Source organism: Amycolatopsis sp. WQ 127309, assembly GCF_023023025.1.
Taxonomy (GTDB): Bacteria; Actinomycetota; Actinomycetes; order Mycobacteriales; family Pseudonocardiaceae; genus Amycolatopsis.
Map to the genome: position 1 here is coordinate 2,910,348 of NZ_CP095481.1, position 12,119 is coordinate 2,922,466.

The window sequence follows — 12,119 nt, forward strand, 5'->3', positions numbered from 1 at the left end:
GTCGGAAAGGTTGAGACGCGCCCGCGCAACCTTTCCGGGGCCCGGCCGTCGCTGGGGGCGAAAGGGGTGACGCATGGCGCGCGGTGACGACGAGTTCGCGGACTTCGTGCGCGCGTCCTCGGCTCGCCTCACGCACGCCGCGTTCCTGCTCACGGGCGATCGGCACCAGGCCGAAGACGCCGCCCAGACGGCCTTCACCCGCACGTACGCGGCGTGGTCGCGGGTCCGCCACAAGGACGCCTACGGCTACGCCCGGACCGTCCTGATGAACCACGTCATCGACGGCTGGCGGCGCCCGATCCGCGAGTACGCCACCGAGGAGATGCCCGAGCGGCCGGACCGCGCCGACGTCGACCAGGCCGTCACCCAGCGGGAATGGCTCACGTCGGTGCTCAAGACGCTGACCGCCCGCGAGCGCGCCGTCGTCGTGCTGCGGCACTTCTTCGACCTGCCCGAAGCCGACGTGGCGCGCGAACTGGGCGTTTCGCTGGGTACCGTGAAGAGCACGAATTCGCGGGCGCTGGCCAAGCTGCGGATCGAAGCGGGCACCGAAGACACGCTGATCGGAGGGAGCGGGCGATGAACGACCTCGACGACTTCCGCGCCGCCCTCCGGCGGCCGCCGTCCGAGCCCTTCGCCGAGCCGGACCTGAGCCGGATCATGGCCGACGGCACGCGTCTCCGGCGTCGCCGCCGCGTGCTGACGACCACCGGCGGGCTCGCCGCCGCGGCCGTCGTCGTGCTGGTGGTCGTGTTCGCCGTCCAGCTGCGGCAGCCCGCGCCCGCGCCGGTCGCGCAGCCGCCGGCCCCGCACTCGTCGACGTCTCCGGTCCCGCCGCCGACGACCGCCGGGCCGCCTGCGGCCGAGCCACTGGGCGAGGTCGTCGGCACCGGCATCCGCACCGCGGCCGGGGAGATCGTGATCTTCGCCAAGGCGGTCGACGAGCCGCAGATCCTGCCGGACATCCACTTCGGACTGGTCGCCGGTCTCCGCGACGGCGGGAACCTGGAGCCGGTCCTGGCCACCAACGAGTTCCGCGGCTCCGACCGCTCGTTCGGCTTCCACGCCACCGACGGCGGCGAGGTCCTGCAGGACCAGACCATCCCGGTCTTCGGCTACTTCGCCGGCGCGGCCGCGAGCATCACCACGACGGTGCACGGCAAGACGATCCAGGCGAACGTGGCGAAGTGGAGCAAGGACCCGAACGTGGTCATCTTCTGGTTCGACCCGGTCGCGGTCCCGGACTCCGCGTCCCTGACACCGCTGATCGCCTACGACAGCAAGGGAAGCCGGCTCACCAAGTGAGTGAGCCGGCCCCGGGGAGCGTCAGGCGGCGGCCTGGGTGAGGACCTGCTCGACGACGTGGTGCGAGGGCAGGATCAGGTCGCGCTCGGTGTCGGCGTCGATCTTGCCCTCCAACAGGTCGCAGAAGCGGTCCAGCTGGGTGGCCAGCGGTTCCCGCGCGGTGATCAGCTCCGGGATCTCGATGACCGTCTGCTGGCGGTAGCCGAGGCCGTCCGGGGTGACCGAGTCGTGCGAGATGTGGCGGTAGATGGTGACGTCGCGGCGCAGCAGGTCGATCTCGATCAGGCGGTCCAGTTCGGACACCACCAGCGACCGGACCTTCTTCTGCCCCAAGCGGGACGCCGACACCGTGGCCAGGCCCGTCGGGAACGACAGCACCGTCTCGATGGTGTCCTCGGCGCCCTCGACCGACTGCGGGTGGAAGTAGCCCGCGCCGGACGTGACGCGGGCCGGCGTCGCGCCGCCGAAGAACTGGATCGCCAGGTCGACGTCGTGCACCAGCAGGTCCCACGCGACGCCGGTCTTGATGCGCGGCGCGTACGGGCCGTGGCGGCGGGCCATCAGGTGGATCGGCTCCTGCACCAGCGCCCGCGCGGTCATCACCGCCGGGTTGTAGCGCTCGAGCAGCCCGCACATCAGCGCGACGCCCTGCTTCTTCGACAGCGCCACGATCTCCTGCGACTTCTCGTAGCTGTTGCACACCGGCTTTTCGACCAGCATCGGCTTGCCCTGGCCGAGGATCTCCTGCGCCAGGTCGTGGTGCACCTCGGTGGCCGAGGCGAGCACGACGGCGTCCACATCGGACAGTGAGCCGATCTCCGGCGTCCACTTCGTCTCGTACCGCTCGGCGACGGCCTTGCCGGCCTCTTCGCGCGGATCGATCACGCGGACCAGCTCCACGCGTTCGTTGGCGGCGAGCACGCGCGAGTGCAGGGAACCCATGTTCCCCGTCCCGACAACAGCGATCCGATGCGTCATGCGCCCAGTACCTCGCGAACGGTTTCGATGATGGTGTCCAGCTGGGACTCGGTCAGGTGCGGGTGCACCGGCAGCGACAGCGCCTGGTCGGCGACCGACTTCGCGACCGGGAAGTCCTCGACGCGCGCGCCCGGGATCAGGTCGTGATCGCGGTAGCAGTCGTAGTCGAAGACGATCTTGGGGTAGTAGATGCCGTTGCCGATGCCGCGCTCGGTGAGCGCCGCGGCCAGCTCGTCGCGCGAGAGGAACGCGTGCGGCCCGACCAGCACGGTGTACTGGTGCCACACGTGCTCACGGCCCGGCAGCACCTGCGGGACGTCGAGGCCCGGCGTGCCCGCGAGGCCCTCCGAGAGCCGCTTCGCGTTCGCCTGGCGGGCGGCGGTCAGCTGGTCGAGCTTCGCCAGCTGCGGGATGCCGACGGCGGCGTGCAGGTCGGTCATCCGGTAGTTGTGGCCGGCGACCTCGTACTGGTACCGGGCCCGCATGCCCTGGTTGCGCAGCACGCGCAGCTTGTCGGCCAGCGCGTCGTCGTCCGTCGTGATGACGCCGCCCTCGGCGGTGGTGATGTTCTTCGTCGCGTACAGCGAGAAGCAGCCGATGCCGAACGAGCCGGCCTGCTTCCCCTCGAACGACGCGCCGACGGCCTGCGCGGAGTCCTCGATCACCGTCAGCCCGCGCTCGGCCGCGAGCGGGGCGAGCTTGCCCATGTCCGCGGTCTGGCCGTAGAGGTGCACGGGCATGAGCACCTTGGTGTGGTCGGTGACGGCCTTGACGACGGCGTCGGGGTCGATCGCGAAGTCGTCGCGCCGGATGTCGGCGAAGCGGACGGTCGCGCCCGCCTCGAGGATCGCGTTGAGCGTCGCGACGAAGGTGAACGGCGACGTGACGACCTCGTCGCCCGGCTTCAGGTCGAGGACCTGGAGCGCGGCGACCAGTGCCGTCGTCCCGTTGTTGACCGCGATCGCGTGCTTCGTCCCGGAGACCGCCGCGAAGGCGTCTTCGAAGCGCTTGACCATCGGTCCCTGTGCGATGGCGCCGGAACGCAGGACCTCGACGACGAGGTCCTCCGCGTCGCGGACGTCGACCACGGTGATGGGGATCATGGGCAGTCTCTCTCGGCAGGCGATTTCGACGCGTCCGGTACAGTGAGCCGCCGGTTCTGCGCCCGGCCGCCCTGCATGAACGCGGGCCACACGTTACCGGGCGCGGTAGCACGCCCAGTACCCAGCCGCCGACGAACGGACACCCGACCCGTGGCCAACCGCATCCACCCGACCGTCGTCCTCGGCGAAGGCGTCGAACTCGGGGACGACAACGTGATCGGCCCGTTCACGGTGATCGCCGGGCCGGCGCGGATCGGGGACGGCAACTGGATCGGCCCGCACGTGACGATCGGCACGCCCGGCGAGGACCGCGGCCGCCCCCACCCGGCCGCCTGGGACACCGCGCCGACCGGTGACCCGGATCACGACGGCCACGGCGTCGTCATCGGCAGCCGCAACAAGATCCGCGAGTACGCGAGCGTCCACCAGGGCACCTGGCGCACGACGACGCTGGGCAGCGACGGCTACTACCTGCGCGGCTCGCACATCGCGCACGACTGCCTGGTCGGCGACGCCGTGACCATCGCGTCCAACGTCGTCACCGGCGGCCACTGCCACATCTGGGACGGCGCGAACCTGGGCATGGGCGCGGTGCTGCACCAGAAGGTCGTGATCGGCCCCGGCGCGATGGTCGGGATGGGCTCCGCGGTCCGCCGCGAGATCGGCGCGTTCACCATCGCGGTCGGCAACCCGGCCCGGGTCACCGGCGTCAACGTGGTGGGCCTGTCCCGCCGCGGCCTCGACGAGGCGACCATCGAGGCGCTCGGGCCGTGGCTGAAGGGTAAGGAAGGTCTCCCGGACGCCACCCTGCCCGGCGACCTCTCTACCTTGGTAAAGGCGTGGGACGCCCGCCCGCGCGAAGAGCACTAGGAGTCGTGAGCATGTCTGAAGTGGCCCCCAAGCTGCGTGAGGTCTTCGTCGAGGCGCTGGACCTGGACGGCGACGTGGACGTCGAGAACCTGAAGTACCGCGAGATCGAGGCGTGGGACTCCGTCGGCCACATGGCGCTGGTCGCGGCCATCGAGGACGAGTTCGACGTCGAGTTCGACACCGACCAGGTCATCGACATGTCGAGCTTCAAGGTCGCCGTGGACATGGTCACCGAGCTCCAGTCGAAGAATGACTGACGACTCCCTGTCCGGTCGCGTCGCGCTCGTCACGGGCGGGACGCGGGGGATCGGCCTGGCCACCGTCCGCGCGCTCGCCGGGGCGGGCGCGACGGTGGTGCTCACCGGCCGCGACGAGACCCGCGCGAAGGAAGCCGCTTCGGCTGCGGGCGCCGCGGCCGGGCTCGCGCTCGACGTCACCGACGCGAAGGCGGTGTCTTCGCTGGTCAGGGGCGTCGCGAAGGAGTACGGCCGGCTCGACATCGTCGTGGCCAACGCCGGGATCATGGAGGACGCGCTCCTCGGGATGATCCGCGAAGAGCTCGTCGACACGACGCTGAGCACGAACGTCGCCGGCACGCTGCACACCGTGCAGGCGGCCGCGCGGGCGATGATGCGCAAGAAGACCGGCTCGATCGTGGTGCTCGCCTCGATCGTCGGCGAGCACGGAAGCGCCGGCCAGACGGTGTACGCGGCGTCGAAAGCGGCGGTGGCGAACATCGCGCGGTCGGCGGCGAAGGAGCTCGGCCGGTCCGGCATCCGGGTCAACGCGGTCGCGCCCGGCGTGATCGAGACCGACCTGACCGCGGGCCTGAGCGAGGACGCGAAGGCCGAGAACGCCGGCAAGACGCCGCTCGGGCGGCTCGGCCGGGCGGAAGACGTGGCGAACGCGATCCGGTTCCTGGTGAGCGATGATGCGTCCTTCATCACCGGCCAGGTGCTGGGCGTCGACGGAGGCTTGGTGCTGTGACGCTGTTGGGTGCGGGAGCTCGGCTGGTGGACGTGGCCGGGGGCCGCACGCTGGCGGGCGCGGAACTGTCGGCCGAGGTCGGCCGCCGGATGGAAGCCCTGGCGGAGCTGCCGGTCGGCGTCGTGTTCGCGCGGATGTCCGTCGACCTGCCGAGCGTGCTGACCTACCTGGGCGCGTTCGAGTCCGGCCGGGCGATCGCGCTGATCGACCCGGCGCTGGACGTGGACGTGCTCGCCGGGCTCGTCGAACGCTTCCGCCCGGCCGCCGTGCTGTCCGCTTCGGGTGACGCGCCTGCCGGGTACATGATCCGGGGCGACGACTGGATCCGCTCGTCGGCCGACGGCGTCGCGCCGCACCCCGACCTCGCCGTGCTGCTCCCGACCAGCGGGTCCACCGGCAACCCGAAGCTCGTCCGGCTCTCGCGCCAGGCGATCCTGTCGAACGCCGACGCCATCGCGCAGGTGCTCCGCATCGACGCCGACGAGGTCGCGCCCACCTGCCTGCCGCTGCACTACAGCTACGGCCTGTCGGTGCTGAACTCGCACCTGGTGCGCGACGCGACCGTCGTGATCGAGCCGTCCGGCGTGCTCGGCCGCGGCTTCTGGGACGCGGTGAACGCCCACGGCGTGACGTCCCTCTCGGGCGTCCCGTACCACTACGAGATGCTGCGGCGGCTCAAGTTCGACCCCGCGAAGTACCCGACGCTGCGCACCCTGACGCAGGCCGGCGGGAAGCTGCGCGACGACCTGATCACCGAGTTCAACGACAAGATGATCGCCGTCGGCGGCCGGATGTACGTGATGTACGGCCAGACCGAGGCGGCCCCGCGGATGACGACGGTGCCCGCCGAGCGGCTGGCCGAAAAGCTCGGTTCCGCCGGGCCGGCGCTGCCGGGCGGCCGGTTCGCCGTCCGCCGCGACGACGGGTCGGAGACCACGCACCCGAAAATTGTCGGTGAGGTCGTCTACCGTGGGCCCAATGTGATGCTGGGTTACGCGGACGACGAGTCCGGCCTGGCCAAGGGTGACGAATGCGGCGGCGTGCTCGCCACCGGTGACCTCGGGTACCTCGACCAAGACGGGTTCCTGTTCATCACCGGCCGGCTCAAACGCATCGGCAAGGTCTTCGGCAACCGCGTCAGCCTCGACGATCTCGAGCAGGCCGTCCGCACCGCGGCGGTCGGGATCGACGTCGTGGCGGCGGTGCCCGCCGGCGACAAGGTCGTGCTGTTCGCCGAGGGCGTCGGCAAGGACATCTGCAAGGACGCGTCGAAGGCGCTGTCCGAGCGGCTGCACCTGCACACGAGCGGGTTCGACGTGCGCCCGATCGACACCGTGCCGCTGCTGGCCAGCGGCAAGATCGACTACCGGTCGTTGGAGGCGAAGGTATGAGCGAGCCTGCGAGTGAATCATTCAACACAGCGTTCGCCGCTCAGGCCGAGCTGAGCGTCAGCGAGGTCGGCGCATGAGCGTGTTCACTCGGTCGCAGGCTGACCGGGAGGCGTTGCTGTTGCCCGAGCTCGCCGCCCTGACCGCACACCACCGGGCGAGTTCCGAGGGCTACAAACGGATCCTGTCGTCGCTCGGAATCGCGCCGGACGCGTCTTTCGACACGATCGCCGACCTGCCCTGGCTGCCGGTGCGGATGTTCAAGACGCACGACCTGAAGTCCGTTCCGGACAGTGAGGTGTTCAAGACCCTCACCTCGTCCGGCACCACCGGTGCCGGCGCGTCGCGGATCTACCTCGACAAGGAAGCCGCGGGCGCGCAGACCAAGCAGCTCGGCGCGACCCTGCAGGAGGTCCTCGGCGGCGAGCGGCTGCCGATGCTGATGGTCGACACCATCGGCATCATCAAGAACCGCCGCTCGTTCTCCGCGCGCGGCGCGGGGGTGCTGGGCATGGCGAACTTCGGCCGCAAGCACACGTACGTGCTCGACGAGAACGACCGGCCGGACGTCGAGGCCGTCAAGAAGTTCCTGGCCGAGTACGGCGGCAAGCCGTTCCTGATCTTCGGCTTCACGTTCATGGTCTGGCAGTACCTCTACGAGGTCGCCCGGGAGCACCAGCTCGACCTGTCCAACGGCATCCTCGTCCACTCCGGTGGCTGGAAGAAGCTGATCGACCGCGCGGTGGACAACACCGAGTTCCGGCGCCGGTTCAAGGAGGACACCGGGCTCACCCGGATCCACAACTACTACGGGATGATCGAGCAGATCGGCACCGTGTTCCTCGAAGGCCCGTCCGGCAACTCGCTGTACTGCCCGGACTTCGCCGACGTCGTGATCCGCAACCCGGAGACCTGGGAAGAGCAGCCGGTGGGGGAGCCGGGCGTGATCGAGGTCGTCTCGACGCTGCCGCGGTCCTACCCCGGGCACGTGCTGCTCACCGAAGACCTCGGCGTCTGCAACGGGATCGACGACGGCGACTGGCCGGGCAAGCACTTCTCCGTCCTCGGGCGGCTGCCGAAGGCCGAGGCCCGCGGTTGCTCGGACACGTTCTCGGGAGCGGCGGCGTGAGCACCCTTGCCCAGCGTTTTCCGTTGGCTGACGCGGTTTCCGTGACCGACCTGGTCGGCGAGCTGCGTGCCGAGCCGCCCGGTGGCCGGTTGCGCGTCGGTGACCCGCGGGTCGTCGAGTTCGTCACGAAGTTCGCCCGCAAGCTGCTGGCCCCGGCCACCGCGCGCCGGTTCCCGGAGCTGGCGTCGCTCGGGTTCTTCCTGCGCAAGGGCGAGATCGCCAAGGCGTTGTCCACTTTGGACACCAAGGGTGGCGCGCTGCGGTTCCCGCGCGGGCTCGTGTTCCACGTGCCGCCGGCCAACGTCGACACGATCTTCGTCTACTCGTGGGCGCTGTCCGCACTGGCGGGCAACCACAACGTCGTGCGGGTGTCGTCGCGCTCGGCCGGGGCCGCCGAAGCGGTGCTGGAGGCGCTGAACGCCGCACTGTCCGAAGTGGACCCGGCCACCGCGGCGGCGATCACCGCCACCCAGCGGATGGTCACCTACGACCGCAGCGACGAGGTGAGCGGCGCCCTGTCGCTGGCCGCCGACCTACGCGTCATCTGGGGTGGCGACGGTTCGGTCGCGGCGCTGCGCAAGTACCCGCTCGCGCCGCACGCGCGTGACCTGACGTTCCCGGACCGTTCGTCGTTCGCCGTCGCGTCGGTGGCGGGCTGGCAGCGGGCGTCCGAAGCGGAGCGCCGCGCGGCCGCCGAGGGCTTCTACAACGACTCGTACTGGTTCGACCAGGCCGCCTGCTCGTCCCCGCGCGCGGTGTTCTGGGTCGGCGACGAAGACGGCGCGCGCGTCGCGGGGCAGGAGTTCCGCACGCTGCTGGCGCAGGTGCTCGTGACGAAGCAGCACGTCACCGAGCCGGCGATGGCGGTCCAGAAGCGCGTCTCGGCGTACGGCGCGGCGGTCGACGGCCTGGTCAAGGACATCTCCTTCGCGGGCAACGGGCTGGCCACGCTGGAGCTGGCCGACCCGGCGACCATGCCGCGCGAGTGGCTCGGCGCCGGCACGTTCGCCAACGCGCGGGTCGCGTCCCTGTCCGATTTGGTCCCGACCGTCCTCCGCAAGGACCAGACGGTCGGCCAGTTCGGCTTTACCACGGAAGAGCTGACGGCGTTCGCCCACGAACTCGCCGGTCGCGGAGTCGACCGGATCGTGCCGTTCGGCTCCGCCCTGACGTTCTCGGCGGTCTGGGACGGTTACGATCTGCTGGCCGAGTTCAGCCGCCTGGTCACCGTGCAGGCCTGAGGAGATGCGTCGATGACGACATTGGAGTCGCCGGAGTGGGAGACGCCGGCTGCCAAGAAGCAGCCGAAGTCCACCAAGGCGAAGATCCTCGACGTCGTCAGGTGGGTCGCGATCCTGCTGGTCATCGGCTTCGCGGCCAAGCAGCTCGCGGCGAACTGGGGTGAGTTCTGGCGCACCCTGCACGACGTGGCCTGGCAGTCGTCGCTGCTGAGCCTGGTGGCCCTGGTCGCGGCGATCATGGTGTCCACCTGGGGCTGGCAGGTGATGGTCGACGACCTGGGCAAGCCGATCGGCTACGCCCGCGGCGCCCAGATCTGCCTGGTCGGCTCGCTCGGCAAGTACGTGCCCGGCTCGGTCTGGGCGTACCTGCTGCAGATGGAGCTGGGCCGCAAGGCCGGCCTGGCCCGCGCGCGCATCTTCACCGGTTCACTGATCCAGCTCGGCGTCGGCATCGTGTCGGCGCTGGTCGTGTCGCTGCTGGCGGCCCCGGCGGTGTTCAGCAACAGCCCGCGCGCGCTGTGGCTGTTCGTGCTGATCCCGGTCGGCCTGGCGATGCTGCACCCGAAGATCCTGACGTGGGGCACGTCGCTGGTGCTGCGTGTGCTGCGTCGGCCGCCGCTGCAGCAGCCGCTGACCTGGAAGGTCGTCGGCAAGGTGTTCGGCGCCTCGACGGCGGCGTGGTGCCTGCAGGGCGTCCACCTGTGGCTCCTGGCGAACTCCGTGGGCACCCCCGGCATCAGCGGCTTCATCCTCTGCGTCGGCGCGATGGCCGTGGCGATGACGGTGGGCACGTTCGCGTTCATCCTGCCCAGCGGCGTCGGCGTCCGCGAAGTGGCCCAGGTCGCGGTCCTCACGGCGAGCGGCCTGACGGTCGGCCAGGCCACGGCGTTCGCGGTGGCTTCCCGGGTGATGTTCACGGTCGCGGACCTGCTGACGGCGGGCGGCGCGGCCCTCGCGGCCCGCTCGCTGCGCGGCAAGACCCCCGCAGCCGCCTGACCTGCCGCTTCGCTCTTGGCCTGTGGACAACTAGCCCGCGGGAGCTCTCTTCAGAGCCGCAACCGGGGCCTTTCGTCACCGTGACGCAAGCGGGCTTTCCGGGGCTGTCACAGCATTCCACCCCGATTTCCGCACGATCGGGCAGCTGCCCACAGGCCTGTACCCAAGTTGTCCACAGGCACTTGTGCACCTGTGGACAACTTCAGGGTCGGAGTCGATAAATCACCGCGTCCGAGTCACGCCAGACCTCCTGCAGGAACGGCTCCCCGGCCAGCCCGATCAGCCCCGGCTGGTACGGCTTCCCCGGCTCCGTGGACGGCTTCCCCAAGATCACCCAGCGCACGTTCAACCGCCGCACCGCCGCCCGCACCGCCGCGTCCATCTCGTAGTCGCGGAACCGGTCCGCCAGCAGCAGGGCGTCCGACGGCGGGAGCGTCTCGTCGTAGTGCGCCGCCACCGTGCGGACGCCCGAGAGCGCGTACGTCCACGCCGTCCCGTCGAAGCGGTCGTTCATCGCCCACTCACCCGGCTCGGCCAGCTTCCCGAGCTCCGCCATCGCCGCGGCCTCGCCCGGCGTCACCCGCAGCTTCGCCGGGTCCGCGGCCTGGTAGCCCGCGGCCACCCGGGCGCCGTTGGACCGGAAGTACAGGCCGTTCGACAGCAGGACGAACCCCAGCAGGACCACCACCGCCACGGCGACCGCCGGTATCCGAGAGAACCGCGAAGACAGCCACGCCTGCGTCTCCGCCAAGCCGTGCGCCGCCAGGACGCACAGGGGGACCGCCGCCATCGCGAAGAACCGGTACGGGTCGTCCCACCACGGCCTCGACAGCGCCATCACCAGCGGGGCGTTCGACGACGCCACCGCCATGTACGCCAGGCCCGTCACCGCCGCCGTCAGGCCGATCCAGCGCAGCGCCCCCGCGCGGGCGAAGAACACGATGCCCAGGAACAACGCCACCGACAGCCAGATCTGCGGGTGCGGCTCCTGGTGCTGGAACCCGAGCAGCGCCCCCAGCGCCGTCGACGCGCGCCACTCGCTCGGCCAGCCGTAGTACGGCACCGCGCTGTTGGCCAGGCCCAGCGCCCCGAACAGCTGCAGCCACGCCACCAGCAGCGCCACCACCGCGATCGGCAGCAGGGCCAGCAGGTCTCGGCCGATCCGGCGCCACCCGCCGAGCCAGCGCTGGACCAGCAGCGGGCCGGCGAACAGGATCCCGCCGAACAACGTCGACGAGTGGACGCACAGCAGCCCGACCGCGGCCAGCAGCAGCACCAGCCCGGTGTCCGGCGCGACCCGCTCCAGGTACCGGCGCAGCGCGACCGCGCTCAACGGCGTCAGCGTCAGCCCCAGCGCGAACGGCAGCAGCGGCCCGCGGTCCATCGACTCGTAGACGCCCATCACCGGCGCCACCGCCGTCAGCGCGACCGCGCCGGCCAGCACCGCGCGGCCGCGGAACTCGCGCACCAGCGTCACCAGCGACAGGGCCAGCAAACCCGGCAGCAGCACGGTGTTCGCGTCCAGCACCTCCGGGATCGACGCGCCGCTCAGCCGGTACGTCACGGCCGCCAGCAGGTGGTAGGCGTTGGGGTAGAACACCGGCGCCGCGTCGCCGTACCAGTTCACGTGGCCGGTGCCGAACAGGCCGCCGTCGCCGGTGTCGGCGATGTAGCGGACGGCGTTGCCGTGGTACACCGCGTCGAACCCCTGCGGCAGCGCGCCGAGGTGCCCCAGGCCGAGCAGGGTCGCGTAACCGCCGATCACCGCCGCGAACAGCAGGCACGCGCCCACCGCGAGGTGCCCGCGCCGCGCCCACAGCCCCGGTCCGGGCTCCGGCGAGCTGCGGCGCACGGTCAGTTTCCGGACCCCGAAGGCGATCGCGACGAACACGACGGTCGACACGGCGTAGGTCAGCGGGGTGAACGACAGGCCGACCGCCGCGGTCCACGGTCCGGTCAGCCCGCCGACGGCGTAGCTCAGCAACGGCGTCAGCCCGGCCAGGGCCCAGCCGCGCACGCCCGCCGCGTACCCGGTCAGGAGGCCCGGGACGGCGAGGACGGCAATGGCGGCGCAGACGGAGAGCACGCTGGAGACTAAGCCGACAACGGCCGGCCGGGCAGC

12 protein-coding genes are annotated in these 12,119 nt (G+C 71.0%); 9 read left to right on the top strand and 3 right to left on the bottom strand.

Features of this window, described 5'->3' with window-relative positions:
• Positions 1-73: 73 nt before the first annotated feature.
• Both MUY22_RS13355 and MUY22_RS13360 read left to right on the top strand, forming a co-directional pair.
• A complete protein-coding gene (locus MUY22_RS13355) occupies positions 74-583 on the top strand; it encodes a SigE family RNA polymerase sigma factor (RefSeq protein WP_247059903.1) in 510 nt (169 codons plus the stop codon).
• Positions 580-1,305, top strand: coding sequence for a hypothetical protein (locus MUY22_RS13360; RefSeq protein WP_247059904.1), 726 nt, complete (start codon positions 580-582; stop codon positions 1,303-1,305). The genes MUY22_RS13355 and MUY22_RS13360 overlap by 4 nt, the downstream gene beginning before the upstream one ends.
• A 21-nt stretch (positions 1,306-1,326) precedes the next feature.
• Here the strand turns inward: MUY22_RS13360 and MUY22_RS13365 are convergent, their stop codons facing one another.
• Positions 1,327-2,283 (bottom strand): Gfo/Idh/MocA family protein, encoded by a 957-nt coding sequence (locus tag MUY22_RS13365; protein ID WP_247059905.1) that lies wholly within the window; start codon positions 2,281-2,283, stop codon positions 1,327-1,329.
• On the bottom strand, positions 2,280-3,386 hold the full coding sequence (locus tag MUY22_RS13370) for a DegT/DnrJ/EryC1/StrS aminotransferase family protein (protein ID WP_247059907.1): 1,107 nt from the start codon (positions 3,384-3,386) through the stop codon (positions 2,280-2,282). The genes MUY22_RS13365 and MUY22_RS13370 overlap by 4 nt, the downstream gene beginning before the upstream one ends.
• 150 nt (positions 3,387-3,536) lie before the next feature.
• Between MUY22_RS13370 and MUY22_RS13375 the strand changes: the two genes are divergently transcribed.
• The 7 genes from MUY22_RS13375 to MUY22_RS13405 all read left to right on the top strand — a co-directional run bounded on the left by MUY22_RS13375 (position 3,537) and on the right by MUY22_RS13405 (position 9,997).
• Positions 3,537-4,256 carry a UDP-N-acetylglucosamine acyltransferase gene (locus MUY22_RS13375; protein ID WP_247059909.1) on the top strand — a complete coding sequence of 240 codons (720 nt, stop codon included), beginning with the start codon at positions 3,537-3,539 and terminating at the stop codon, positions 4,254-4,256.
• 11 nt (positions 4,257-4,267) lie between these two features.
• Positions 4,268-4,513, top strand: a complete 246-nt coding sequence (locus tag MUY22_RS13380) for an acyl carrier protein (protein ID WP_247059911.1) — start codon at positions 4,268-4,270, stop codon at positions 4,511-4,513.
• Positions 4,506-5,243 (top strand): SDR family NAD(P)-dependent oxidoreductase, encoded by a 738-nt coding sequence (locus MUY22_RS13385; protein ID WP_247059913.1) that lies wholly within the window; start codon positions 4,506-4,508, stop codon positions 5,241-5,243. The genes MUY22_RS13380 and MUY22_RS13385 overlap by 8 nt, the downstream gene beginning before the upstream one ends.
• Positions 5,240-6,634 (top strand): AMP-binding protein, encoded by a 1,395-nt coding sequence (locus MUY22_RS13390; protein ID WP_247059914.1) that lies wholly within the window; start codon positions 5,240-5,242, stop codon positions 6,632-6,634. The genes MUY22_RS13385 and MUY22_RS13390 overlap by 4 nt, the downstream gene beginning before the upstream one ends.
• Before the next feature lie 73 nt (positions 6,635-6,707).
• Positions 6,708-7,760: an acyl-protein synthetase gene (locus tag MUY22_RS13395; RefSeq protein ID WP_247059916.1), complete on the top strand. Its 1,053-nt coding sequence runs from the start codon at positions 6,708-6,710 to the stop codon at positions 7,758-7,760.
• Complete coding sequence (locus MUY22_RS13400) at positions 7,757-9,001, top strand: acyl-CoA reductase (RefSeq protein WP_247059917.1); 1,245 nt, start codon at positions 7,757-7,759, stop codon at positions 8,999-9,001. The genes MUY22_RS13395 and MUY22_RS13400 overlap by 4 nt, the downstream gene beginning before the upstream one ends.
• A gap of 12 nt (positions 9,002-9,013) precedes the next feature.
• A complete protein-coding gene (locus MUY22_RS13405) occupies positions 9,014-9,997 on the top strand; it encodes a lysylphosphatidylglycerol synthase transmembrane domain-containing protein (protein ID WP_247059918.1) in 984 nt (327 codons plus the stop codon).
• A gap of 202 nt (positions 9,998-10,199) precedes the next feature.
• Here MUY22_RS13405 and MUY22_RS13410 read toward each other — a convergent pair whose 3' ends face one another.
• A complete protein-coding gene (locus tag MUY22_RS13410) occupies positions 10,200-12,083 on the bottom strand; it encodes a DUF6541 family protein (protein ID WP_247059919.1) in 1,884 nt (627 codons plus the stop codon).
• Positions 12,084-12,119 lie beyond the last annotated feature (36 nt).

Bases quoted from the DNA above. Each gene is read 5' to 3' on its own strand.
- MUY22_RS13355 (WP_247059903.1), top strand. From the start codon at position 74: ATGGCGCGCGGTGACGACGAGTTCGCGGACTTCGTGCGCGCGTCCTCG.
- MUY22_RS13360 (WP_247059904.1), top strand. From the start codon at position 580: ATGAACGACCTCGACGACTTCCGCGCCGCCCTCCGGCGGCCGCCGTCC.
- MUY22_RS13365 (WP_247059905.1), bottom strand. From the start codon at position 2,283: ATGACGCATCGGATCGCTGTTGTCGGGACGGGGAACATGGGTTCCCTG.
- MUY22_RS13370 (WP_247059907.1), bottom strand. From the start codon at position 3,386: ATGATCCCCATCACCGTGGTCGACGTCCGCGACGCGGAGGACCTCGTC.
- MUY22_RS13380 (WP_247059911.1), top strand. From the start codon at position 4,268: ATGTCTGAAGTGGCCCCCAAGCTGCGTGAGGTCTTCGTCGAGGCGCTG.
- MUY22_RS13385 (WP_247059913.1), top strand. From the start codon at position 4,506: ATGACTGACGACTCCCTGTCCGGTCGCGTCGCGCTCGTCACGGGCGGG.
- MUY22_RS13395 (WP_247059916.1), top strand. From the start codon at position 6,708: ATGAGCGTGTTCACTCGGTCGCAGGCTGACCGGGAGGCGTTGCTGTTG.
- MUY22_RS13405 (WP_247059918.1), top strand. From the start codon at position 9,014: ATGACGACATTGGAGTCGCCGGAGTGGGAGACGCCGGCTGCCAAGAAG.